This window comes from Citrobacter sp. LJND-P06 (genome assembly GCF_058188415.1).
On the sequence record NZ_CP187317.1, the window covers coordinates 2751712 to 2777054 of the forward strand.

A 25343-nucleotide genomic window follows, 5' to 3' on the forward strand; every position below is an offset into this window, starting at 1 on the left:
GCTAATTCGGGTGCTCACAACGTGGGGCTAAAAAATCATACAATGTGCGTGAAGACAACAGCCTGTCACCACAGGCGTGCACGGGAACCACAGGCATCAGGGCGTTGCAAACGACCATCTCTTCAGCCTGCATCAATTCCTCTTCTCTGGCATTCACTTCGACAACCTCGAAAGGCGATTGTGCCAACATACGAATACAGAATTGTCGCATAATGCCATTCACTCCGGCCTGGTCCAGACGCGGGGTATACACCCGGGTTCCGATACGCCAGAACAGATTCGCGGCACAGCATTCCGTAACCCATCCCTCACTGTCAAGAACCAGCGCCTCATCCGCGTTCGTCTGCTCAAGATGAGAGCGGATTAGCACCTGCTCCAGCCTGTTCAGGTGTTTTAAGCCGGCGAGATAAGGATTCCGTCCCAGACGAACCGGGCTTAGCGCCAGGGTAATTCCTTCACGATGCCAACGATCATAATGGGCAGGCCAGGCAGAAACTGAAAGAAGCCGGGTGGCTGCCGTGCAGTTCGCAGCGCTATACCCTCTGCCACCGCTGCCACGACTGATGATCACTTTCAATACGCCACGCTCATGACCCACGGCCAGTTGCACCATTTCTCGTTGCAACTGATCCCATTCACCGAAAGGGATCAGGAGCTTCTCGCAGGCATTCTGTAAACGCTGTAGGTGCGCATTCAGCAGGGAGACGCGTCCCCCAACGATTTGCGCCGTGGTGAAGCAACCATCGCCGAATTGTATCGCCCGGTCACTGGCGGCAAGGGTTTCCTGCTCACGGCCATTAATCAAGAACATGGTGGCTCCTTATGCATGGTCGGATAGTTTGGCAGGATGGATAACGCAGGACAAGGGAAGAAAACGGAATAAAAAAGGCTCGCCGTGGCGAGCCTTTTTTGTTTTTATTGACCCGTCCTAAATAGCGTTGACACATTTAACTCGCACACTGAGGAGAATGTGATGAACCAATACATTAAACGCACACAACGCGATTACCCACTATCCTTTAAACTGGCCGTTGTTGAACAGGTCGAAAAAGGTGAAATGACTTACCGCCAGGCGCAAGATCGCTACGGTATTCAGGGTAGCTACACAGTCATGGCATGGCTGCGCAAATATGGTCAACTCGACTGGCGTTCCTCCTCTCCTGTCAGAGCATGCGGAGTTAACATGCCTAAAATGCCTCTCACCCCCGAACAGCGAATTAAAGAACTCGAGCAGCAACTCGCTGAATCAGAAATCAAAGCACAGTTTTTTGAAGCGGTTGTGAAAGTTATGAATACGGAGTTCGGAGCGACTCTGACAAAAAAGCAGTTGGACGTCTTATCACGCAAACACAAACGCCGGGACTCACAGTAACACGTGCCTGCCGGTTCCTGGGGATTAGCCGGCAGGCATGGTATCAGTCTTTGCAGCGTGAGCGTGGCCGGGAAATTCAGGCCAGGAACATCATTGAACAGGTGACGACCATCCGGTTGCAACAGCCCCGGCTGGGCACGCGTAAATTGCATTATCTGCTGCGACAACAAGCAGACCCGGCGCTGTATGTTGGCCGTGACCGTCTGTTCCGGATACTGCGTTGCTCGCATTTACTGGTGATGCCGAAGCGGGCCTATCATAAAACGACGAACAGCCATCATCGCTTTTATTGTCACCCTAACTTATTGAAGTCAGGTGAACATCAGGTTGTTGCCAGCCATCCGGAACAGATATGGGTCGCGGATATCACGTATCTTCCACTGCGTCAGGGAACGGCGTATGTCAGTCTGGTAACCGATGTCTGGTCGCGAAAAATAGTGGGATATCATGTACATGAAAGTCTGCATACCCGGCATGTGGCCACCGCACTCAAAATGGCACTGGTGAGCAGGCGTACAACAGCCCCACTGATACATCACTCAGACCGGGGTATCCAGTACTGTTCAACAGAATATCAGGCGCTGCATGAACGTTACGGCGTCATCTGCTCGATGACGGATGGATATGACTGCTATCAGAATGCGCTGGCGGAACGGGTAAACGGGATATTAAAAATGGAATATCTTCTCGTCAGGCCAGAAGATATTGAGCAGGCGAGAAAGATGGTCAGGGAGTCGGTAGAGATTTACAACACACGGCGACCCCATCTGTCGTTAAAATACAAAACGCCCGATGAAGTTCATCAGGCGTTTTAAGGCTGAAAAGTGTCAACCTATATCAGGACTAGTCATATCACCGAACGGTGCTTTGCAATGAACAGGCCTGCGCACTGGCTGGCCTGAATTGCATCAGATCTTTTTAAAGATAAGCGAGCCGTTGGTACCGCCAAAGCCGAAGGAGTTACACAATGCGTACTCCATTCCGCTGACCTGACGCGCTTCGTGCGGAACGAAGTCCAGATCGCAACCATCATCTGGATTATCCAGGTTAATGGTCGGCGGAACAGCCTGATCGCGCAGCGCCAGGATAGAGAAAATAGACTCTACCGCGCCAGCCGCGCCCAGCAAGTGGCCAGTCATGGATTTGGTGGAACTGACCATCACACGGGTCGCCGCATCACCAAATACCGATTTCACGGCCTGGGTTTCCGCTTTGTCGCCTGTCGGCGTCGACGTACCATGTGCATTGACATAGCCAATCTGACCCGGTTCGAGTGCGGCATCACGCAGCGCGTTGACCATCGCCAGCGCCGCGCCTGCGCCATCTTCCGGCGGTGACGTCATGTGATAAGCATCGCTGCTCATACCAAAGCCGACAACTTCAGCATAAATTTTTGCGCCACGCGCTTTCGCATGTTCGTACTCTTCCAGTACCACCATGCCTGCACCGTCGCCCAGCACAAAGCCATCACGTTCTTTATCCCACGGGCGGCTTGCCGCTTGTGGGTTTTCATTACGTGTAGACAGCGCACGAGCCGCGCCAAAACCACCCACGCCAAGCGGGGTACTGGCTTTTTCAGCACCACCCGCAACCATCGCATCTGCGTCGCCGTATGCAATGATACGCGCGGCATGACCGATGTTGTGTACGCCAGACGTACAGGCTGTAGCGATAGAGATGCTTGGCCCACGCAGGCCATACATGATGGTCAGGTGTCCTGCCACCATGTTAACAATCGTCGACGGGACGAAGAACGGGCTGATCTTACGCGGCCCACCGTTTACCAGTGAGGTATGGTTTTCTTCGATAAGTCCGAGACCGCCAATACCGGAGCCGATTGCGGCGCCAATACGGGTTGCGTTCTCTTCCGTCACTTCAAGACCAGAATCCTGCATGGCCTGAGCGCCAGCGACAATTCCATATTGAATGAAGGCATCCATCTTGCGCTGTTCTTTGCGCGAGAGGATGTCATCACAGTTAAAATCCTTTACTAAGCCAGCAAATTTAGTTGCATAGGCGCTAGTATCGAAATGGTCGATCAGGCTGATGCCACTCTGACCGGCAAGGAGAGCTTTCCAGGTAGACTCTACGGTATTGCCGACAGGAGACAACATGCCCAGTCCGGTCACAACTACACGACGCTTAGACACGGTTGTCCTCCAGGGAGGGAAAAAATGATTCTAGTGGGACAAAATAAAGATAAAACTCAGGCGGTCGAGTGACCGCCTGGAGATGTTCACTTACGCCTGGTGACCGTTGATGTAATCAATGGCAGCCTGAACGGTAGTGATTTTCTCAGCTTCTTCGTCCGGAATCTCAGTATCAAACTCTTCTTCCAGAGCCATTACCAGCTCAACGGTGTCAAGAGAATCTGCGCCCAGGTCTTCAACGAAGGAAGCATTGTTGGTTACTTCTTCCTGCTTAACGCCCAGCTGTTCGCCGATAATTTTCTTAACGCGTTCTTCGATAGTGCTCATACTCTTAAATTTCCTATCAAAACTCGCTTTCGCGATGGTTTTCGTAGTGTATAAAATGTTGAAAAATTTGCAACTAAATCCCGGCAGGTCTTACCACGATTTTACGTTATTTTGAGGCCATTCGCTCTAATAACGCAAATCTTTTTCATCGTGATTAAACCATGTACATTCCGCCGTTGACGTGCAGAGTCTCACCAGTGATGTAACTTGCTTCGTCAGAGGCTAAAAATGCAACCGCACTGGCGATTTCCTGAGCGCCGCCGAGGCGACCCGCAGGAACCTGCGCCAGAATACCCGCACGCTGATCATCTGACAGCGCACGCGTCATGTCCGTTTCAATAAAGCCCGGAGCAACAACGTTTACAGTAATACCACGGGACGCAACTTCACGCGCCAGTGATTTACTGAAGCCGATCAAACCCGCTTTCGCCGCAGCGTAGTTGGCCTGACCTGCATTTCCCATGGTACCAACCACAGAACCGATAGTGATAATACGACCATGACGCTTTTTCATCATAGCGCGCATTACCGCTTTTGACAGACGGAAAACAGATGACAGGTTGGTTTCGATAATATCGTTCCACTCATCATCTTTCATTCGCATCAACAGATTATCACGAGTGATACCGGCATTATTAACCAGGATATCGACTTCACCAAATTCTGCGCGAATATTTTCCAGAACAGATTCAATAGATGCAGGGTCGGTCACATTCAACATCAGACCTTTACCGTTTGCACCTAAGTAATCGCTAATGGCCTGAGCGCCACTTTCGCTGGTTGCAGTACCGATAACTTTCGCGCCACGGGCAACGAGTGTTTCAGCAATTGCGCGGCCAATGCCACGGCTTGCACCGGTAACCAGCGCGATTTTTCCTTCAAAACTCATGGTTTTCCTCTTTTATTGCTCAAGCGCCGCAGACAGCGCCGCTGGCTCATTCAGTGCCGAGGCTGTCAGGGTGTCAACAATACGTTTTGTCAGACCAGTGAGGACTTTACCTGGGCCCACTTCATAAAGGTGTTCAACACCCTGCGCGGCGATAAATTCTACGCTCTTCGTCCACTGCACCGGATTATACAGTTGGCGTACCAGTGCATCACGAATTGCATCAGCATCAGCTTCACATTTCACATCAACGTTATTCACGACAGGAACCGTCGGCGCGTTGAAGGTGATTTTCGCTAACTCAACAGCCAGTTTCTCTGCTGCGGGTTTCATCAGCGCACAGTGTGACGGAACGCTAACCGGCAACGGAAGTGCACGTTTCGCACCTGCGGCTTTACAGGCTGCGCCAGCACGTTCTACCGCATCTTTATGTCCGGCAATAACCACCTGACCCGGCGAGTTAAAGTTAACCGGCGAGACGACCTGACCTTGCGCAGACTCTTCGCACGCTTTGGCAATGGAAGCATCGTCCAGACCAATAATAGCAGACATGCCGCCCGTCCCTTCCGGGACTGCTTCCTGCATGAATTTACCGCGCAGTTCAACCAGACGAACCGCATCAGCAAAATTCATGACGCCAGCACAGACCAGCGCAGAGTATTCACCGAGGCTGTGTCCCGCCATCAGCGCGGGGGCTTTACCGCCCTGCTGCTGCCATACGCGATACAGTGCAACGGACGCCGTCAACAGTGCGGGCTGAGTTTGCCACGTTTTATTCAGTTCTTCTGCAGGGCCTTGCTGCGTCAGCGCCCACAGGTCGTAGCCCAGCGCCGCAGAAGCTTCTGCAAACGTTTCTTCTACGATGGGGTAGGCTGCCGCCATATCAGACAGCATCCCAACGGTTTGAGAACCCTGACCAGGGAACACAAAAGCAAATTGCGTCATGTTTAATTCCTTATACTAGAAACGAACCAGCGCGGAGCCCCAGGTGAATCCACCCCCGAAGGCTTCAAGCAATACCAACTGACCGGCTTTGATCCGCCCGTCACGCACGGCTTCGTCGAGCGCGCACGGTACAGATGCAGCAGAAGTATTGCCATGACGGTCAAGCGTAATGACGACTTTCTCTTCAAGATTGTCTGGATCAATCCCCAGCTTCTTCGCCGTTGCGGAAATGATGCGAAGGTTCGCCTGGTGTGGCACCAGCCAATCCAGGTCGGAGCGAGAAAGACCGTTGGCTTCCAGCGTCTCATCAACGATGCGCGCCAGTTCAGTTACCGCGACTTTAAAGACTTCGTTACCCGCCATCGTCAGATGAATCGAGTTTTCCGGATTCACGCGATCGGCATTAGGCAGCGTCAACAATTCACCGTAGCGTCCGTCCGCATGTAAATGCGTCGAGATGATGCCCGGTTCCTCGGATGCGCTCAGAACAACCGCGCCAGCGCCATCACCGAAAATAATGATCGTCCCACGATCGGTCGGATCGCAAGTGCGAGCCAGAACATCAGACCCCACCACCAGCGCATGTTTTACGGAACCCGATTTTACATACTGGTCGGCAACGCTTAAGGCATAGGTAAAACCCGCACACGCCGCCGCAACGTCAAACGCCGGACAACCTTTAATGCCCAGCATGTTCTGAATCTGGCAAGCGGCACTTGGGAATGCGTGTGTTGACGATGTGGTCGCAACCACGATCAAACCAATTTGTTCTTTATCAATGCCGGCCATCTCAAGTGCGCGGTTTGCGGCAGTGAAGCCCATCGTCGCGACTGTTTCATTTGGCCCAGCAATATGGCGTTCACGGATACCTGTACGAGCGACGATCCACTCATCAGATGTCTCGACCATTTTTTCCAAATCGGCGTTAGTACGCACTTGTTCAGGCAGATAGCTGCCAGTACCAATAATCTTCGTATACATGTACGCTCAGTCACTTTTCGGTTATATACCACCACATGCAAACTGCTGGTGCGTTAACAGCGAGACGGCCACATCATCACTTGCGTGTCCGCGAACTCCCGCTTTTGCCGCCTTCCAGCAATTCGAATCCGGCTGGGTATACAGATTCCAGGCGAGCGGCAATTCGCTGAGGAACTTGTCGCTGCACCGCCTGCACTGCCTGTTCAATCGCGACCGCAAATGCTCGCTGATTGGCCGCACCATGACTTTTGATCACCGTGCCGCGCAATCCTAACAGACAGGCGCCATTATACTGGTCGGGGTTGAGGTGACTGAATCGCCTCGTTAGGCTTTTTTGTAACCAACGTTTTAATAACAGCAGCCACCACGACCGTTTTTTGCCCTCACCCTGAGATTTCAGCAGTGAGAGAAACATTCTGACAACACCTTCCATTGTCTTTAATGTGACATTACCTGTAAATCCATCACATACCAGAACATCGGTTTTTCCCGTCAATAATTCATTAGCTTCAAGATAGCCGATGTAGTTGATGGAAGGGATTGTTTTTAGCACTACTGAGGCATCCCGAATACTGTCGAGACCCTTGGTTTCTTCTTCGCCGATGTTAAGTAGCGCCACTCGGGGGTTGGTTATGCCAACCACCTCCTCCGCTAAAACGGAGCCCATAATGGCAAACTGCACTAACATCGTGCTATCGCAATCCACGTTGGCGCCCAGATCCAGCACCACCGTTTTGCCCTTTTGCTGATGCGGTAAAACCGTCACCAACGCCGGACGCTCAATCCCCTCAAGAGGCTTGAGCATTAATTTCGCCAGTCCCATCAGCGCGCCCGTATTACCGGCGCTCACACAGGCCTCAGCTCGACCTTCTTTCACCAGCTCCAGGGCCACACGCATGGAGCTCCCGCGACTGGCGCGGATCGCTTGCGAAGGCCGGGCATCACTGGCAATAACTGACTGTGCAGGAATAATCTGCAGACGCGAACGTTGTTCAAAGTCAGCTTTGGCAAGTAATGGCGTGATGGTATCGGGATTCCCGACTAAAAGAAGTGTGAGTTGCGAATTAGAATTCAGTGCCTGCAATGCTGCAGGCACTGTCACGGAAGGGCCAAAATCTCCCCCCATGACATCTAACGCCAGGGTTAGACGTGTCAAGGTATCGTCGCCGCCCGGTTAGGTGTTTCCCCGCTTACACGGGGAAATCCTCACTAAGCTTCATCACGCTTGTACTCTTCGGCATTCACACCGCAGGCGCACTGACCGCGCTTATTCACCCCAGGGCAGAGTAACCTGTGCAGTGGGGATCCTCTCGCTTGCCGGTTTCCTGAAATACGAAATCCGTCGAGTAACGCGTGATTACTTAGCGATTACCTTGCGACCGCGGTAGAAACCGTCGGCAGTGATGTGGTGACGCAGGTGTTTCTCACCAGAAGTTTTGTCTACAGACAGGCTGGTGACTGCGGTCAGAGCGTCATGAGAACGACGCATGCCACGTTTGGAACGGGTTGGTTTATTCTGTTGTACGGCCATGGACCTTACTCCTCAATTACTTACGCTTTAAGCTGGCTAATACGGCAAATGGGTTTGGTTTTTGCACTTCAACAGGCAGTTCACCAAAGACCATGTCCGCCTCGGACACTTCACAGTGTTCAGAATCATGCACCGGAACTACCGGCAAGGAGAGGATAATTTCATCTTCTACCATTGCAAGCAGATCGATTTCACCGAATTCGTTAACCTCAATCGGCTCATACGCTTCCGGGAGTGCTTCAGCTTGTTCGTCAGAACGGACAGGACTGAAACAATACGTTGTGTGTACATGGTGTGGAAACGGCTTCCCGCAACGCTGGCATTCGAGCGTAACCGAAACCTTCGCATCACCCGTAATAACGGCGAGACGTTGGTTATCGATAACGAACGACATGGAGCATTCCACATCACTGTCCACACTGACTACAGAATCGGCGACGCGCTCTGCCAGATCGGAAGGAAAGATACCTTCGTAATCGAGGCGTTTTTGAGCCGTACGAACCGGATCAAGAGTCAGGGGTAATTTTACCTTTTGCATAGGGCGCGCATATTAACTTTGTAACGTCATATAGTCAAAGAAAAAGGCAACGTGCGGTTGCCTTTTGCCAATAATTCGCACACATTGCGAGTCACAGTCTTAAAATCAATCAGGACAAGCCGCTGAGGCTCGCTTGAACGACCCGGCGCATAGTTTAAAATGGCTCACATCATTACGCTATATCTGGGGAAAAAAATATGCCGCAACTGATTCTCGCTTCAACGTCACCCTGGCGTCGCGCATTGCTTGAAAAGCTGTGTATTCCCTTCGAATGCGCCGCCCCGGACGTCGACGAAACCCCGAAGCTAGGCGAAGCGCCGCGACATCTGGTATTGCGTCTGGCACAAGAAAAAGCCCAATCTCTCGCCCACCGCTTCCCAAATCACCTGATCATTGGTTCCGATCAGATCTGCGTTCTGGACGGTGAAATCACCGGTAAACCGCTCACCGAAGAAAATGCACGACAGCAATTAGCGAAAGCCAGCGGGAATATTGTGACGTTTTATACCGGGCTTGCGCTTTATCATTCCGCAACCGGTCACTTGCAAACGGAAGTCGAGCCTTTCGATGTCCATTTTCGTCATCTGAGCGAAACGGAAATCGAGGACTATGTGCGCAAGGAACGCCCATTGCACTGTGCGGGGAGCTTTAAAAGCGAAGGACTCGGCATCGCGCTTTTCGAGCGCTTAGAGGGACGAGATCCGAACACGCTCATTGGATTACCGTTGATTGCGCTGTGTCAGATGCTGCGCCGGGAAGAGATGAACCCGCTGAAGGCCTAGCGGGTCTGCCTGATAATACGCGTATGCGTCTTATCTGGCCTGGAATAGAGATGACTCCGTAGGCCAGATAAGCAAAGCGCCTTAGGCTTTGTTACGTAATACCTGAAGACAATGCTTCAGTTGGTTATCCATCGGCGCTTCGATACGTAACACTTCCCCGGTGCCGGGATGCGTAAACTTCAGCGCGGCGGCATGGAGAAAGAGTCGCGATAACCCTGTTCCCGCCAGTTGTTTATCAAATTCACGGTCGCCGTAACGATCGTCAAATGCGATAGGATGTCCGGCATATTGAGTGTGAACGCGAATCTGGTGAGTTCTGCCAGTGACCGGGCTACAACGCACCAGCGTAGCAAACGCGTAGCGTTCTTCCACTTTGAAACGTGTCTCCGACGGCTTACCTTCCTGGTTTACCCGAACAATGCGCTCACCGCTTTGCAGAATATTTTTTAATAAAGGTGCCTGAACCGTTTTGACGTGCGACTGCCACTGACCGCGCACCAGCGCCAGGTAATCTTTTTGCATTCCCTTTTCGCGCAACTGTTCATGCAGCGAACGCAAAGCAGAGCGCTTTTTCGCCACCAGCAATACGCCGGAAGTGTCACGGTCAAGGCGGTGTACCAGTTCCAGGAAACGCGCTTCTGGTCTCAGTGCGCGCAAACCTTCAATCACCCCGAAGCTGAGCCCGCTTCCGCCATGCACAGCCGTACCGGAAGGTTTATTCAGCACCAGAATATGCTCATCCTCATAGAGAATGACATCTGCCAATGCCGCGACTTTTTGCAGATGCGGCGAAACCGCCTCTTCTTCACGTTCGGCAACACGCACTGGCGGAATACGCACTTCATCACCGGCTTCCAGCTTATATTCGGGTTTGATGCGTTTTTTGTTCACCCGCACTTCGCCTTTACGCAAAATGCGATAAATCATACTTTTTGGCACGCCCTTAAGTTGCGTGCGTAAAAAGTTGTCGATTCGTTGCCCAGCTTCGTCTGCTGTAATGGCAATCATTTTTACGGATGGAGTCTCTGTTTTCATGGTGGGCGATTCTAAATAGCCATTGAGATTAGCGCCACTCATTTTTCTATGCTTATATTTACTTTTACACCCGTTCACTCACCGTCCACTTCTTCAATTTGGCGGTTATTAAACCAATCACTCTGCAGAAGTGAAAAAACTGTGAGTAACCGGGTGATAAATGGTAAAAGTCATCTTGCTATAACAAGGTTAGCAGTGGAATAATGAGGCTGTTTCCGTGTTGAAACTTGCTAAAACAAGAACTTTTACGGAATAACCCATTTTGTCTGACCGATCATCAACGCAGCAATGGCGTAAGACGTATTGATCTTTCAGACAGTTAGCGGGCTGCGGGTTGCAGTCCTTACCGGTAGATAGGATCTTCTCTGGAGAGTAATACCCAGACTGTTCCCCTGATAATTGCGCTGTGTTTCCGTTTGAAATACAGGCAACCGACACTCTGCGCCTCTTTGAGCAGACGACAACCGTGAGGTTGGCGACGCGAATAGTCACGAGGCCATCGGTTCACACCCGGAAAGGCGTTACTATGCCCGCAGCTTAGTCGTCAATGTAAGAATAATGAGTAAGTTACGATGAAAAGAATGTTAATCAACGCAACTCAGCAGGAAGAGTTGCGTGTCGCCCTTGTAGATGGGCAACGTCTGTACGACCTGGATATCGAAAGTCCTGGACATGAACAGAAAAAAGCAAACATCTATAAAGGCAAAATTACCCGTATTGAACCGAGCCTGGAAGCCGCTTTTGTTGATTACGGCGCTGAACGTCACGGTTTCCTCCCGTTAAAAGAAATTGCCCGCGAATATTTCCCCGCCAATTACAACGCCCATGGTCGTCCAAACATTAAAGATGTGTTGCGCGAAGGCCAGGAAGTTATTGTTCAGATTGATAAAGAAGAGCGTGGCAACAAAGGTGCTGCACTGACGACATTTATCAGTCTGGCGGGGAGCTATCTGGTTCTGATGCCGAACAACCCGCGTGCGGGCGGCATCTCTCGTCGTATCGAAGGCGACGATCGTACCGAGTTAAAAGAAGCGCTGGCGAGCCTGGAACTGCCTGATGGCATGGGGCTCATCGTGCGTACCGCTGGCGTCGGCAAATCTGCCGAAGCGCTGCAGTGGGATCTGAGCTTCCGTCTTAAACACTGGGAAGCGATTCAGAAAGCCGCTGAGAGCCGCCCTGCTCCGTTCCTGATCCACCAGGAAAGTAACGTTATCGTTCGTGCTTTCCGTGACTATTTACGTCAGGACATCGGTGAAATCCTCATCGATAACCCGAAAGTGCTCGAACTGGCGCGCCAGCACATCGCAGCGCTGGGTCGCCCGGATTTCAGCAGCAAAATTAAGCTCTACACCGGTGAAATTCCGCTGTTTAGCCACTACCAGATCGAATCGCAGATCGAATCTGCATTCCAGCGTGAAGTCCGTCTGCCTTCCGGCGGCTCCATCGTTATCGACAGCACCGAAGCGTTAACCGCTATCGATATCAACTCAGCTCGCGCCACGCGCGGCGGTGATATCGAAGAGACTGCGTTCAACACCAACCTGGAAGCGGCGGATGAAATCGCTCGTCAATTGCGTCTGCGTGACCTCGGCGGCCTGATTGTTATCGACTTTATTGATATGACCCCGGTTCGCCACCAGCGCGCGGTTGAAAACCGTCTGCGTGAAGCGGTACGCCAGGATCGTGCGCGTATTCAGATTAGCCATATTTCCCGCTTTGGCCTGCTGGAGATGTCCCGCCAGCGTCTGAGCCCATCTCTGGGTGAATCCAGCCATCACGTTTGCCCACGCTGTAGCGGCACCGGCACCGTTCGTGATAATGAATCGCTGTCCCTGTCTATTCTGCGTTTGATTGAAGAAGAAGCGCTGAAAGAAAACACCCAGGAAGTACACGCGATTGTTCCTGTGCCGATCGCCTCGTACCTGCTGAACGAAAAACGTAACGCGGTAAATGCGATTGAAACGCGTCAGGATGGCGTTCGCTGTGTGATCGTACCAAACGATCAGATGGAAACTCCGCACTACTCCGTGCTGCGTGTCCGTAAAGGCGAAGAAACACCGACGCTGAGCTATATGCTGCCGAAACTGCATGAAGAGGCCATGGCATTACCTTCTGAAGAAGAGTACGCCGAGCGTAAACGCCCTGAGCAACCGGCGCTGGCGACCTTTGCCATGCCAGAAGTTCCGCCTGCACCAGAACCTACAGAAACCGTTGTTAAAGCCGCTGCGCCGAAAGCCGCCGCAGTGACCGTTGCAGCCGCCGCCGCGCAGCCGGGTCTGTTAAGCCGTTTCTTTGGCGCGCTGAAATCCATGTTCGCGGGCAGTGAAGAAGCGAAACCGGTTGAGCAAGCAGAACCTAAAGCGGAAGAGAAACCGGAACGTCAGCAGGATCGCCGCAAGCCGCGTCAGAACAATCGCCGCGATCGTAATGACCGCCGTGATAACCGCAATGATCGTGGTGACCGCAGCGATCGTAACGACCGTTCAGAAGGCGGTGAAAACCGCGAAGAGAACCGTCGTAACCGCCGTCAGCCTTCGCCGCAAAATGCCGAGTCGCGCGACAACCGTCAGCCGATGGGTAATGACGTTAGCGAAAAAGCCAAATCCGGTGATGAGCAGCAAGCGCCGCGTCGCGAGCGTAATCGTCGTCGTAGCGACGACAAACGTCAGGCGCAGCAGGAAGTTAAAGCACTCAACCTTGATGAGCAACCGGTACAGGAAACGGAACAGGAAGAACGCGTTCGTCAGCCTCAACCGCGTCGTAAACAGCGCCAGTTGAACCAGAAAGTGCGTTACGGTGAGAGCGCAGCGGTTGACGTCGAACTCGCGGCTTCTGCGGTCGTTGAGAATGTAGCGACCCAGGCTGTAGAGCAAACCGCACCGGTTCAACGTACTGAGCTGGCAAAACTGGATCTACCGGTTGTCGCCGACGTTACCGCAGAACAGGAAGAGAACACCGACGCTCGCGACAACAACGGTATGCCGCGTCGCTCACGTCGTTCACCTCGTCACCTGCGCGTCAGCGGCCAACGTCGTCGTCGCTACCGTGATGAGCGCTACCCGGTTCAGTCACCGATGCCGTTGACCATCGCCTGTGCGTCTCCGGAAATGGCCTCTGGAAAAGTGTGGATCCGTTACCCGGTTGTTCGTCCTCAGGATGTGCAGGTTGAAGAGCAGCGTGAACAAGAGATCGCACCGGTAGTCACCCAAACCGCCGCGATTGCGCCGCAAGCCGTTGCCGTCGAGCAGATTGTCGAAGCGCCAGTTCAGACCGAAATGGTCGCTGTCGAGCCGCAGCCTGCTGTTGTGGAATCCATGGTTGTAGAAACTGCGGTTGTGGAAACTGCGGTTGTGGAAACAACGCACCCGGAAGTCATCGCGACGGCCGTTGCTGAACAGCCACAGGTTATCGCACAAGCGGATGTCCCTGTTGCCGAAGAGATCATTTCTGAAGCGAAAGCAGTGGAAGAGGTTCAGGAAACCGTAATCACCGAACCTGCGAACGTTGTCGCTGAACCCGAAGTGGTTGCCGGGGTTACTGAACCTGCCGTTGTGGTGGAAGAAGAAGCGAAAGTCGAGGTGATTGCACCTGTTGTCGCGGCAGAAGTCATTGAAGAGACAGCGCCTGTCGCCGTTGAATCTGTGCCTGCACGCCAGCATGCCACTGCGCCAATGACCCGTGCGCCTGCACCGGAATATGTTCCGGAAGCGCCGCGTCACAGCGACTGGCAGCGTCCTGAGTTTGCCTTTGACGGTAAAGGGGCGGCCGGGGGTCACAGTGCAACGCATCAGGCGTCTGCGCAACCGACGCGTCCTCAGCCGATAGAATAAGCAAGCAACACCGCGAAAGCCGACCTTCAGGTCGGCTTTTTTTTATCCTTAATTCGGTCGCTGCGGCTAGTCAGGTACGTGGCGCGGTAATGTTCACGCTGCGGATGACGCATAACCGCCGTGCGCGGTTTTGTCTTATCACGACGTTATTCATGCTGGATCAGGCGCAAAAAAAAGCCCGCTCCGGGGTGATGGAGCGGGCAGATAAAACATACCCGGTTTCGCGGTATGTTTTAAAAAAGGTTATCGGTTAAGCTGAAACAGCGACATACCCTGCATATCGGTAAACGCTTTATAAGACGCCTGAAGCGCCGCCTGTTGCATCACATACGAAGAGATTGCTGCATTCCAGTCCACGTCGACCAGGTTGCTCATTTGCTGCGTCTGGCCTAACGCGCGATCGCTTCCCAACGCATCCAGTGAATCAAGCTCCTTCAGTTGCGTTCCCAGTTCTGCCCTCACCGTCAGTACGTTATTCAGCGAGTTTTTTAAGCCCCGGCTGGTTTTATCAATCGCCGCCGACGCTTTATCTCTGTCCGCATCATTCCCCGCCACAGGCGTGTTCAGCGCGTCGATAGCGCTATCCAGCATTTTGAACAGACTGGTTTCAGAATCAGTTCCGTCTGGCTCCGGCACAGCATTACTGGTGATTTTATTAAAAATCTGATCGCCGGTGTGACCAATCACCATCGTACGGGACGCATCGACCTGTTGAGTGACACTCTCACTACCACCGTGGTATGCGCCGTCCGTCTGGGAAAACGGCGCGCTTTCAGTCTTATAACCGGCAAAAATATAGCGCCCATTACCATCGGTACTGTTCGCCAGGTTCATCAGCTGATCGCGGATCCCTTGCAGGTCTGTCGCCAGCGAGGCACGGTCATCGTCACTTAACGTACCGTTGCCCGCACTGACGATTTTCTCTTGCGCGCTCTGAATCGCCGTAGTCACCTGGCTTAACACATTCTCTTCCAGCGACACTTTCTGCGTAGCAAACGAACGCGCCAGCGTGAACTGACTGTTCTGCGCCTGTGCCTGCGACAGGACAACAGCCTGCGAAGCGGCAATCGGATCATCCGACGGATTAATCACCCGCTTGCCGGTGGACATCTGTTCGCCGTACTTCATCCATTCGGCCTGGGAATTGGTGATGCCACGCATATTCTGCTGGTACATCATCTGGGTACTAATACGCATTTAAGCCCCTCTCCTTTAGCGAATGTTCATCAGTGCATCAAACATCGAACTGGCCGTTTGCAGGACTTGCGCATTCGCCAGATAGTACTGTTGATAGCGTTGCAGGTTGCCATACTCTTCATCAAGATTGACGCCAGAGATTGACTGCTGCTGGTTTGTCAGTTGAGTCACCACATTGCCCTGGGTGGTGCTACTGGTTTTCAGCGTGGACGTTTTATTCCCCACATCACTGACCAGCGTGGCGTAAGCATCGTTAAAGGTTTTATTGCCGACGGTAGCTTTGCCTTGCAGATCCAGCAGTGCCTGACCGTTACGGTTATCGCTCTGACCGGAATCCTTGAGGCTGGACATGGCGATTTTCGACTCATCGGTGACCATGACCTTCATGTTGACAATGGCGTCACTGACCGGCTTTAACGTAAAGCTGTCATTGGCTTTCGCCCCCGGCGTTCCGCTGACCGTCACTTTCAGACCGTCAATGTCCAGCTTACCGTCGGCATCCGGTTTCGCTTCAAAAGTGGTGTTATCCGCAAGACGCGTGACCTGCCACTTACTGCCGTCGTACACCACTTTATAATCCGTGGCCTGCACTTTTGTGCTGTCATCCACTTTCGCTGTTAATACCGCATTACCGCTATTTTTGGCATTGCCGATAACCGAAGGATTGCCGATCGCGAAAAAGTCTTTACCGGGATCACCGTTGGCATCAAAACCCGCTTTATGCTGGGTGTTAAATTCACTGGCAAGCGCTAACGCTAACTGGCCCAGGGTATTGCGGGTCTGGTCAAGATCCTGAGAACGGAACGTCATCAGCCCGCCGAGCGATCCGGTATTGAGCAGTTTCTCTGGAATTTCAATGTTTCCGGCCGCCGCATCAACATAGGCAACCGTGGTTCGCGAAGGATCGGCGCTGGACGGTACTGCTGCGAGTTGACGCGCATTACTGCCCTGTACCAGAGTATATCCGTTTGCCATCGTCAGGTTATAGGTGCCGCCATCCTGAACGCTGACCTCAACGCCGACAATTTTATTTAACTCGCTCACCAGTTGGTCGCGCTGGTCAAGAAGGTCATTTGGCGATGCCCCTGCCCCCACGCCAGTCAGACGGGAGATCTGGTCATTCAGGCTGGCAATCTGTTTCGAATAGTTGTTGATCTGCTCAACGCTGGACGAAATAGCCGTGTTGACCTGTTTATCCTGATCGCGCAGGTATTGATCGGTGGTCTTAAACTGGTTTACCAGCCCGTTCGCTTTTCCAATCAACGCCTGACGTGCGGCGGGATCTTCCGCGTTGCTGACTAACGTTTGCAGGCTGGTGAAAAAGTCCTGCATCGAGGTCGAAATTGAGCTGGTTTTGCTGGAAAGCAGGTTGTCGATTTTCGACATTTGCTCAAAACGGGTGGTCAACCCGCTGCTCTGGTTTTCGGCTGCGCGTAGCTGATTAGTGATAAACGCGTCGTACTCGCGCTGCACGCCTGAGACATACACGCCATTGCCGACCCAACCACCCGCGCCTAACGTGCTGTTCGCTTGCGACATAATGGTGGTTTGTCGGGTATATCCCGCAACGTTATAACTGGCGATGTTGTTACTGGCGGTATTTAACGCAGCCTGGGCCGCGTTAAGTCCACTCATGGCGTTGTTAATCAAGCTGGACATGGAGATTCCTTTTCATCCTTCAATACAGGTTATTATCGGCAGCGGCTTGCTGGACTTGAGCTATTTAGAAGAGATTGTCGAGATTCGTGCTGTACGTTTTATTCACTTTTTCGCTCATCGACTTCAGTTGTTGGATCATGCTGGTGAGTTTGCGCGCATAGTGCGGGTCAGTGGCGTATCCCGCATTTTGCAAGGCCTGTGCGCCCTGCTCTGCACTGGATGCTGACGTCACGCCCGCGTAGCGCGGGTTACGGGTCAACAGCCCAACATAATCCGACAGCGCTTCCAGATACGAGCTGTAGACGCGGAACCGGGCCTTCACTTTTTTCTCCTCACCGTTTTCAAATTCCGTGGTGGTGATTTCCGTGGTGGGGCCCTTCCAGCTTCCCGAAGCCTTAACCCCAAAAATATTAAAACTGGGCGCTCCATTTTCACGACGAATTTGCCGTTGCCCCCACCCGGATTCCAGCGCCGCCTGCGCCAGAATCAGGTGATGCGGGACGCCGCTCTGCTCGCTTGCCAGACGCGCGGGGAGCGAAAGCTGAGCCAGAAACGCTTTGCTGTCGCCCGAGAGCGGTTCATCGTGGCTCTCGGGCATTTGCGGTATCGCTTTGCGCACCCGTTGCGTCAACGCCTGATTTTGATAGCTGGTCACCGTTTCCAGTGAGAACTTCATCGGTATCTGTGGCGCGTCATCGGCAGGCTGAGCCTGCCCTTCGGTCATTTGTTTGACCATCATCTCCGCCAACCCCAGACCTTTACCTGCCGTCATCTGTTGCGCAATTTGCTGGTCGTACATGCTGGTATACAGGCGTGTCGAATCGCTGCTAAACACGCCATCTTTCGGCAGCGCTTCCCGCATACTTTTCAACATCATCTGCACAAACATCCCCTCCACCTGGCGGGCGACCGGGCGGAGGTTCGCCGCCGGATCCTGCCCGGCTTTGGCCTTCAGATCGTTGAGCGACTGGGCATCCCAGGCTGCGCTGGCCAGCAGTTTGCTTTCTCCAATCATCAGATAATTTCCAGTTTCGCCCGTAAGCACCCTGCACTTTGCATCGATTGCAAAATGGACATCAAATCCATCGGCGTCGCGCCCAGGGCGTTAAGCGCCCGCACCACGTTGTTCAGGTTAGCGCTGGAGCGCACGCTTTGCAGTGAACCCCCGCTCTGGCGCAGGTCGATCTGCGTTTGCGGCGTGACGACCGTTTGCCCACCGCCAAACGGCGTATCCGGCTGGCTGACATTCGCCTGGCGATTGACCGTCACTGACAGGTTGCCCTGCGCGACAGCACAACTGTCCAGCGTCACTTCGCGGTTCATCACCACGGAGCCTGTCCGCGAGTTGATCACCACTTTCGCGTCCTGCGGCGTGACGTTCACTTCCATATTCTGAATATCGGCGAGGAAACGCACCTGAGAACTGTTGCCGCTCGGCACCCGCACCTGGATCGTACGCGCATCCAGCGCCGTCGCGCTGCCAAAACCCCGGGAACGGTTGATGGTGTCGGTTATCTGCTGCGCCAGGGTGAAATCTTCATTGTTGAGTTGCAGATTGAGGGTATTACCAGCGCCAAACTGGCTCGGGAGTTCGCGCTCAATCACTGCGCCATTGGTAATACGCCCGCCATTCAGTTGGTTCACCTGGACGCTGCTGCCTCCGGCAGACGCCCCGGCGCCACCGACCAGAATATTCCCCTGCGCCAGCGCGTAGACCTGACTATCGACCCCTTTCAGCGGGGTCATTAGCAGTGTCCCGCCACGCAGACTTTTGGCGTTGCCCATCGAAGAAACCACCACATCGACGGTCTGCCCCTGGCGACCAAACGCCGGGAAACTGGCGGTGACCATGACCGCCGCCACATTTTTCAACTGCATGTTCGTCCCGGTCGGGACGGTAATGCCCAACTGAGAGAGCATGTTATTGAGCGTTTGCGTCGTGAACGGGGTTTGCGTGGTCTGGTCGCCCGTACCGTCCAGCCCGACCACCAGTCCATAGCCAATCAGCGCGTTTTCCCGCACGCCCTGAACGCTGGTCAAATCGCGGATACGATCGGCATGTGCGAAGCTCATCGCCAGCAACAGGACGACGCCAATAAAAGATTTAAACACAGGAAACCTCGCTTACATCGGCGACAAGTTAAGGAAGAAACGCTGCAACCAACCCATATTCTGCGCTTCGTTTATGTAGCCGTTACCGACATACTCTATGCGTGCATCCGCAACCTGCGTTGACGGAACGCTATTGCTGCCGCTGATCGTGCGTGGATTCACGACCCCGGAGAAGCGGATGAATTCAGTGCCCTGGTTGATGGCTATCTGTTTTTCACCCACCACATGTAAATTGCCATTCACCAGCACCTGATCGACGGTAACCGTCAGCGTGCCGCTAAAGGTGTTGCTGGCGTTCGCGCCGCCTTTGCCATTGAAAGAGTTTCCGCCGGATGCGTCTACGTCTGCACGCGCGTTCCCGAATAATCCTTCCAGATAGCGAGGAACGGTGTCGAAGCCAAAATTCGTTTTGCCATCGCGGCTGGCATTGGCTGAGGAGCTTTTGCTGGCGCTGACGTTTTCCTGCAAGACAATCGTCAAGGTATCGCCAATGTTACGCGGGCGTCGGTCTTCGAATAGCGGCTGATAGCCGTAATTCACCGGTTGTGCAGACTGAAAGATGGAGCCATTCGCCACCTGCGTCGGGCCAGGTATGGGTTGTGCCGTCGTCGCGCCCTGCACCAGCGGCGTGGCGGGGATCCAGGCGCATCCTGTCAGTGAAACCACCAGCAGGGCCATCATCGGGTAAGGGTGAAGCGCGTATTTTCGCATTGCCTTCATCTTCAAAATCAGTGTGCCGGCGAGGTTTCCCCCGCCGGCCAACACGTTAGAGTTGCGTCAGTTTCTGCAGCATCTGATCGGTCGTCGACACCGCTTTACTGTTGATTTCGTAAGCGCGCTGAACCTGGATCATATTCACCAGCTCTTCCGCGACGTTCACGTTGGAGGTTTCGACATAGCCCTGATACAGCAGACCCGCACCGTTCAAACCCGGCGTGCTTTCGTTTGGCGCGCCCGAGGATTGCGTTTCGGTGTACAGGTTCTCGCCGATGCTTTCCAGACCGGTGTCATTCATAAAGGTGGTCAGGTTCAACTGGCCCACCTGAACGGGTGCCGCCTGCCCCTGCTGCGTCACGCTCACCACGCCGTCACGGCCGATGGTGATGCTAAGTGAGTTCGCAGGAATCGTGATCGCAGGCTGAACCTGAAAACCGCCCGCCGTCACCAGTTGACCATTTTGATCGACCTGGAATGAACCATCACGGGTGTAGGCCGACGTGCCATCCGGCAGCATGACCTGGAAAAAGCCCTGCCCTTTGATGGCGACGTCTTTGCTGTTGTTGGTCTGAGACAAGTTGCCCTGGCTGTGCAGACGTTCCGTGGCGACAGGACGAACACCGGTACCGATTTGCAGGCCGGAGGGTAATGTTGTTTGCTCTGAAGACTGGGCGCCAGGCTGGCGAATCGTCTGGTAAAGCAGATCTTCAAACACCGCGCGCTGACGCTTAAAACCATTGGTGCTGACGTTTGCCAGATTGTTGGCAATCACATCCATATTGGTTTGCTGGGCGTCAAGACCGGTTTTGGCGATCCATAATGAACTGATCATAAAATGTCCTGTATTAACTCATCGACAGCAGTTGGTTAGCGCGGCCTGCGTTGTCATCAACGCTGCTGATCACTTTCATCTGCATTTCAAAACGACGGGCGCTGGCGATCATGTCGCTCATGGCGGAGACGGCACTGACGTTACTGCCCTCCAGGACGCCTGACATGATACGAATGGACGGGTCGGCCTGTAGCGCCGTGCCACGGGTCGCCTGTGTCGCCGCGGTCAGACGGAACATGCCGTCGTCGCCGCGCTGCACTTCATTGCCCATCGCCTTGACCAGTTTCAGACGCCCCACCGGTGCCACCGTATTCGGCGGATCGCCAGGATTCAGCGCCGAAATGGTGCCATCCGCCGCGATGGTAATTTCTGAGCCTTCCGGCACGGCGATCGGCCCCGCTTCGCCAATCACCGGGTGCCCCTGAATCGTCAGTTCACCGGTCGGACTCACCTGAATACTGCCGTTTCGGGTATACCCTTCGCTGCCGTCGGCGGTTTGTACGGCCAGCCAGCCGTCCTGTTGCAGCGCGACATCCAGCGGGCGTGAGGTGTAATCCATCTGCCCGGGCGTCATATCGGCCCCCGGAGTAGAGGCCGTGACCAGGGTACGCGTCGGTAACGAAAGCCCTTCAACCGGCACCGCGCGCAGCGCAGTGAGCTGCGCACGAAAGCCCGGCGTTGAGGCATTGGCCAGGTTGCTGGCCGTCACCGCCTGTTGATTCAGCGTCTGACTGGCCGCCCCCATGGCGGTATAAATTGCGTGATCCATTAAGCCATCCTGTCAGGCGCTTAGCGCAGGTTGACCAGCGTGTTGAGGATCTGATCCTGGGTCTTGATGGTCTGCGCGTTAGACTGATAGTTACGCTGGGCGACAATCATGTTCACCAGTTCTTTACTCAGATCGACGTTAGAGGCTTCCAGCGCGCCGTTGGTCAACTTACCGAAGTTACCGGTACCCGCCGTTCCCAGCAGTGCAACACCCGAAGATTGTGTAGCGGCCCAGACGTTATCCCCCTGCGAGGCCAGCCCTTCGTTATTGGCGAAGTTAGCCAGTACGATTTGCCCCAGAACCTGTTTCTGCTCGTTGGAGTAGTTACCCACCACGGTGCCATCATCATTAATCTGATAGCTCACCAGATCGCCCGGCTTGTAGCCGTTCTGGTTGGTGGCAACGATGTTGCTCTCGCCGGTGTTTTGCTGCATGGAGTTCAGGAAACTGAGGGAGAAATTGGCAGGCTGAGCGCCGTTCACCACGCCGGTGGCGACGTTGATCTGCGTTGGCCACGGGGTTGCCGGAGGAACAGGAACGGCTTCTGTCGCCGTCGCGCTCACCCCCTGGAACACGCCATTTTCATCAAAGCGCATAAAACCCGCCGATTTCGCGGCTTCGCCGGTCGTCGAATCCTGAGTATGAACTTCCCAGGTATTGTCGGAATTTTTGACATAGAAGACGTTCATGTCATGGGCATTACCCTGGCTGTCGAATACCGTGACGGTGCCTTTTTTGTTGTAGGAATCCGCATCGCCTGGGCTGAATGGCGTTTTGGTCGGTACTTTGTCGGTCGAGTTCAGGTTTATCTGCATGGACGCGGAGGTGGTGGTTTTTGCCGCCATCAGCGTATTGGGGATGGTAATCGGTGCCGGATTCGCGCCCTGTTGGATCGTCGGCGGTGTGCCGGTGGCCGGATAACCGGTCAGTTGCAGACCCTGCATGTTGACCAGGTTGCGATTTTCGTCGAGCTTAAACTGGCCGTTACGGCTATAAAAAACAGATCCGTTGCTGTCCACCATCCGGAAAAAACCGTTCTGGCTGATGGCGACGTCCAGGCCACGGCCGGTGTTGGTGGTGGTGCCATCGGTAAAGTCCTGGGTGATCCCCGCCACTTTAACGCCCAGCCCTACTTTGGAACCGGCAAACATATCGGCAAATGAGGCCGACCCGGATTTAAACCCGTAGGTGGCGGAGTTGGCGATGTTATTACCAATGACATCGAGGTTGGTGGCTGCAGCGTTCAGGCCGCTGACCGCTTGAGAAAAGGCCATGTCTTACTCCTGATAAGTGTGAAGGCTTAGATGATCTGCCGTACTTCGTCGAGTGTGGTGGTTCCGTAAGTCCCTAAATCCAGCGTGTTACCGCCGTTGTTGCGGATAACGCCCTGTACCATGGCAAACTGCAAAGGCTGTGCGACCAGTTGCGTACTGCCGTTGCTGGCGGTGATTGCCACGTTGTAGGAACCGTTCGGCGCGGTGGTGCCGTCGGTCAGCGTCCCGTCCCAGGTAAAGGTGTGAACGCCCGCCTTCAGTCCACCGATATCAATGGTGCGAATCACTTTGCCGTCTTTATCGGTGATCGTGGCGGTGACTTTATCGGCAGGTTGCTGTAGCTCAACGCCAAACGGCGTGGTGGTGGTGATGGCCTCTTCTTCGGTTCCTTTGCCCGCCAAAATGGTGGTGCCCGGAATCATCACCCCGTGACCAATCAGGGTGCTGGCCTGCATCGACTGACTGTTGTCGATCTGCCCTGAAATCGCCCCCAGCGTGGTGTTCAATTTTTCGATTCCGCTGACGGTACTGATCTGCGCCAACTGCGAGGTCAGTTCGTTGTTTTCCATCGGGTTCGTTGGATCCTGGTTTTTCAACTGCGCCACCAGCAAGGTCAGGAAACTGTTTTGCAGATCGGCGGAATTGCTTCCGGTTAACGAACTGCCGCTACTGGCAGATTTGACGCCCGCGTTCGTCGGGTCATTCATATTGACGGCAATAGACATACGCGCCTCCTTTACTGGCCAAGTGTCAGCGTTTTAAGCATCATGCTCTTCACGGTGTTGAGTACTTCGACGTTTGCCTGATAGCTGCGCGACGCCGACATGGTGTTCACCATCTCGCCAACCGTATCCACATTCGGCATCCTGACGTAGCCATTGGCATCGGCCAGCGGGTTGCCGGGTTCAAACACCAGTTTGTCTGGCGCCTGGCTTTCAATGACATCCGCCACCTTCACACCGCCCGTCGCCGCACCGGGTGCGGCATCAACCTGAAAAACGACCTGTTTTGCGCGGTACGGCTGACCGTCTGGCCCGGTCACGCTGTCGGCGTTCGCCAGGTTACTGGCGGCGACGTTGAGCCGCTTGGACTGCGCCGTCAGCGCCGAGCCCGCAATATCGAAAATGTTTAACAGCGCCACGGATTAATTTCCTCCCTGTAGCACGTTCATCATGCCTTTGATTTGGCTGCTCATTAGGGTGAGCCCCATCTGGTATTTCAGACTGTTATCGGCAAACTGCGTACGCTCTCTGTCCATATCGACGGTGTTACCATCGAGAGAAGGCTGGTCTGGAATACGGTAGAGAAGATCCGCAGAGGGAGACGCCAGCGTCTGGGCCGGAATGTGTTGTGCAGAGGTCAGCGCCAGTGAAACACCGCTGGTTTCGGCCCGTCCTTGCGCCATCACTTTTTTGAGTTCACTGGCAAAATCCATGTCTCGCGCCTGATACCCCGGCGTATCAGCGTTGGCGATATTCGCCGCCAGCACCTCCTGACGTTGGGCACGCAAATTGAGCGCTTCTTGTTGAAAACGTAAGGCGGCATCGAGCTTGTCGAGCATATCTCCCCCGCAAATGACAAAATTCAGCCGACAGCTTAAATCCCATCACGCGCGCGTTATCGCCGGAATAAACGCAAAATGCGTCGCTATTTGTTGCGTTGATGACGGTGGCACACAGGTAGAATCCTGCCATTGCTTACCACAGGCGGGAGATGACGATGCAAACGTTAAAACGGGGAATCGCTGTGATGGCGCTGCTCTTCAGCCCGTTGTCGATGGCACAAGAGCTGAATGCGCAGCTAACTGACTGGTTTTCGGTGCGGCTGGTGGGATTTAGCGATGAGGTGGTCGTCACCCTTCGCACATCGCCCACGTTACCGGCACAGTGTGAGCAACCGGCGCTGAGTGTGCCGGGCAGTGCAAAATTATGGGGTAATGTGAACGTGCTGGCGCGCTGCGGCAATGAAAAACGTTACCTGCAGGTTAACGTCCAGGCGACCGGCAATTATGTCGTGGCCGCCGTTCCCGTCGCCCGGGGCGGAAAACTGGGCCCAGCAAGCGTGACGCTAAAACGCGGACGTCTGGATCAGTTGCCGCCGCGCACGGTGCTGGATATCAATCAGATTCAGGATGCCGTCAGTTTGCGCGATCTGGCGCCCGGCCAGCCTGTACAGCTCACCCAGTTGCGCCAGGCCTGGCGAATCAAAGCCGGTCAGCGCGTGGTGGTGGTCGCCAGCGGCGATGGATTTAGCGTCAATGCGGAAGGTCAGGCATTGAACAATGCCGCCGTTGCGCAAAATGCGCGTGTGCGCATGCTGTCAGGTCAGGTGGTCAATGGAACCGTCGACCCTGATGGGAATATTCTTATTAATCTATAATACGTTAAAGATTTTGTTGTCGCTGCC

At 54.0% G+C, this 25343-nt stretch carries 25 protein-coding genes; 4 read left to right on the plus strand and 21 right to left on the minus strand.

Annotated features, from left to right (window positions below; translation table 11 throughout):
- Nucleotide 1: 1 nt before the first annotated feature.
- Nucleotides 2-811, minus strand: coding sequence for an aminodeoxychorismate lyase (gene pabC / locus ACO7SM_RS13200; protein WP_490467920.1), 810 nt, complete (start codon nt 809-811; stop codon nt 2-4).
- Between the two features lie 162 nt (nt 812-973).
- On the opposite strand from pabC, the gene ACO7SM_RS13205 reads away from it, so the two are divergent.
- Nucleotides 974-2187, plus strand: a protein-coding gene (locus ACO7SM_RS13205; RefSeq protein WP_490467723.1) for an IS3 family transposase whose coding sequence is annotated in 2 segments (ribosomal slippage) — nt 974-1316 and nt 1316-2187 — 1215 coding nt in all. Because the reading frame shifts where the segments join, the coding sequence is not laid out codon by codon here.
- A gap of 93 nt (nt 2188-2280) precedes the next feature.
- Here ACO7SM_RS13205 and fabF read toward each other — a convergent pair.
- The 8 genes from fabF to yceD form a co-directional block, all read right to left on the minus strand.
- Nucleotides 2281-3522 (minus strand): beta-ketoacyl-ACP synthase II, encoded by a 1242-nt coding sequence (fabF, locus tag ACO7SM_RS13210; RefSeq protein WP_490467921.1) that lies wholly within the window; start codon nt 3520-3522, stop codon nt 2281-2283.
- A 90-nt stretch (nt 3523-3612) separates the two neighbouring features.
- On the minus strand, nt 3613-3849 hold the full coding sequence (acpP, locus tag ACO7SM_RS13215; protein WP_000103754.1) for an acyl carrier protein: 237 nt from the start codon (nt 3847-3849) through the stop codon (nt 3613-3615).
- A 154-nt stretch (nt 3850-4003) separates the two neighbouring features.
- The gene (fabG, locus tag ACO7SM_RS13220) at nt 4004-4738 is read right to left on the minus strand and encodes a 3-oxoacyl-ACP reductase FabG (RefSeq protein WP_003036255.1); all 735 of its coding nucleotides are present in this window, start codon (nt 4736-4738) and stop codon (nt 4004-4006) included.
- 12 nt (nt 4739-4750) lie between these two features.
- A complete protein-coding gene (fabD, locus tag ACO7SM_RS13225) occupies nt 4751-5680 on the minus strand; it encodes an ACP S-malonyltransferase (RefSeq protein ID WP_490467922.1) in 930 nt (309 codons plus the stop codon).
- 15 nt (nt 5681-5695) lie between these two features.
- Nucleotides 5696-6661, minus strand: coding sequence for a beta-ketoacyl-ACP synthase III (locus ACO7SM_RS13230; RefSeq protein ID WP_192611886.1), 966 nt, complete (start codon nt 6659-6661; stop codon nt 5696-5698).
- A 76-nt stretch (nt 6662-6737) separates the two neighbouring features.
- Nucleotides 6738-7817: a phosphate acyltransferase PlsX gene (plsX, locus tag ACO7SM_RS13235; RefSeq protein WP_490467923.1), complete on the minus strand. Its 1080-nt coding sequence runs from the start codon at nt 7815-7817 to the stop codon at nt 6738-6740.
- Between the two features lie 201 nt (nt 7818-8018).
- Entirely contained in the window at nt 8019-8192 is a 174-nt protein-coding gene (gene rpmF / locus ACO7SM_RS13240; RefSeq protein ID WP_000290724.1) for a 50S ribosomal protein L32, read from the minus strand.
- Nucleotides 8193-8208: 16 nt separating this feature from the next.
- Nucleotides 8209-8730, minus strand: a complete 522-nt coding sequence (gene yceD, locus ACO7SM_RS13245) for a 23S rRNA accumulation protein YceD (RefSeq protein ID WP_490467924.1) — start codon at nt 8728-8730, stop codon at nt 8209-8211.
- 197 nt (nt 8731-8927) lie between these two features.
- Here yceD and ACO7SM_RS13250 point away from each other — a divergent pair, with 197 nt between their 5' ends.
- A complete protein-coding gene (locus ACO7SM_RS13250; protein ID WP_490467925.1) occupies nt 8928-9512 on the plus strand; it encodes a Maf family protein in 585 nt (194 codons plus the stop codon).
- A gap of 81 nt (nt 9513-9593) precedes the next feature.
- Here the strand turns inward: ACO7SM_RS13250 and rluC are convergent, their stop codons facing one another.
- On the minus strand, nt 9594-10547 hold the full coding sequence (rluC, locus tag ACO7SM_RS13255; RefSeq protein ID WP_192611882.1) for a 23S rRNA pseudouridine(955/2504/2580) synthase RluC: 954 nt from the start codon (nt 10545-10547) through the stop codon (nt 9594-9596).
- 572 nt (nt 10548-11119) lie between these two features.
- Here rluC and rne point away from each other — a divergent pair.
- On the plus strand, nt 11120-14377 hold the full coding sequence (gene rne / locus ACO7SM_RS13260) for a ribonuclease E (RefSeq protein ID WP_490467926.1): 3258 nt from the start codon (nt 11120-11122) through the stop codon (nt 14375-14377).
- Nucleotides 14378-14620: 243 nt separating this feature from the next.
- Here the strand turns inward: rne and flgL are convergent, their stop codons facing one another.
- The 11 genes from flgL to flgB form a co-directional block, all read right to left on the minus strand.
- Nucleotides 14621-15574, minus strand: coding sequence for a flagellar hook-associated protein FlgL (flgL, locus tag ACO7SM_RS13265; protein ID WP_490467927.1), 954 nt, complete (start codon nt 15572-15574; stop codon nt 14621-14623).
- Nucleotides 15575-15589: 15 nt separating this feature from the next.
- On the minus strand, nt 15590-17233 hold the full coding sequence (flgK, locus tag ACO7SM_RS13270; RefSeq protein WP_490467928.1) for a flagellar hook-associated protein FlgK: 1644 nt from the start codon (nt 17231-17233) through the stop codon (nt 15590-15592).
- Nucleotides 17234-17297: 64 nt separating this feature from the next.
- Nucleotides 17298-18248: a flagellar assembly peptidoglycan hydrolase FlgJ gene (gene flgJ / locus ACO7SM_RS13275; RefSeq protein ID WP_490467929.1), complete on the minus strand. Its 951-nt coding sequence runs from the start codon at nt 18246-18248 to the stop codon at nt 17298-17300.
- Nucleotides 18248-19306, minus strand: a complete 1059-nt coding sequence (gene flgI / locus ACO7SM_RS13280) for a flagellar basal body P-ring protein FlgI (RefSeq protein ID WP_490470949.1) — start codon at nt 19304-19306, stop codon at nt 18248-18250. The genes flgJ and flgI overlap by 1 nt, the downstream gene beginning before the upstream one ends.
- A gap of 51 nt (nt 19307-19357) precedes the next feature.
- Entirely contained in the window at nt 19358-20056 is a 699-nt protein-coding gene (gene flgH, locus ACO7SM_RS13285; RefSeq protein ID WP_162378992.1) for a flagellar basal body L-ring protein FlgH, read from the minus strand.
- A 55-nt stretch (nt 20057-20111) separates the two neighbouring features.
- Nucleotides 20112-20894, minus strand: a complete 783-nt coding sequence (gene flgG / locus ACO7SM_RS13290; RefSeq protein WP_162378993.1) for a flagellar basal-body rod protein FlgG — start codon at nt 20892-20894, stop codon at nt 20112-20114.
- Between the two features lie 13 nt (nt 20895-20907).
- Nucleotides 20908-21663 carry a flagellar basal body rod protein FlgF gene (locus ACO7SM_RS13295; RefSeq protein ID WP_490467930.1) on the minus strand — a complete coding sequence of 252 codons (756 nt, stop codon included), beginning with the start codon at nt 21661-21663 and terminating at the stop codon, nt 20908-20910.
- A gap of 20 nt (nt 21664-21683) precedes the next feature.
- Nucleotides 21684-22937, minus strand: coding sequence for a flagellar hook protein FlgE (gene flgE, locus ACO7SM_RS13300; protein ID WP_490467931.1), 1254 nt, complete (start codon nt 22935-22937; stop codon nt 21684-21686).
- A gap of 26 nt (nt 22938-22963) precedes the next feature.
- On the minus strand, nt 22964-23662 hold the full coding sequence (gene flgD / locus ACO7SM_RS13305) for a flagellar hook assembly protein FlgD (RefSeq protein ID WP_490467932.1): 699 nt from the start codon (nt 23660-23662) through the stop codon (nt 22964-22966).
- 11 nt (nt 23663-23673) lie between these two features.
- Nucleotides 23674-24078 carry a flagellar basal body rod protein FlgC gene (flgC, locus tag ACO7SM_RS13310; RefSeq protein ID WP_490467933.1) on the minus strand — a complete coding sequence of 135 codons (405 nt, stop codon included), beginning with the start codon at nt 24076-24078 and terminating at the stop codon, nt 23674-23676.
- Between the two features lie 3 nt (nt 24079-24081).
- Nucleotides 24082-24498 (minus strand): flagellar basal body rod protein FlgB, encoded by a 417-nt coding sequence (flgB, locus tag ACO7SM_RS13315; protein WP_271444555.1) that lies wholly within the window; start codon nt 24496-24498, stop codon nt 24082-24084.
- A 158-nt stretch (nt 24499-24656) separates the two neighbouring features.
- On the opposite strand from flgB, the gene flgA reads away from it, so the two are divergent.
- Nucleotides 24657-25316, plus strand: coding sequence for a flagellar basal body P-ring formation chaperone FlgA (gene flgA, locus ACO7SM_RS13320; RefSeq protein WP_490467934.1), 660 nt, complete (start codon nt 24657-24659; stop codon nt 25314-25316).
- The last annotated feature ends 27 nt before the right edge of the window (nt 25317-25343 follow it).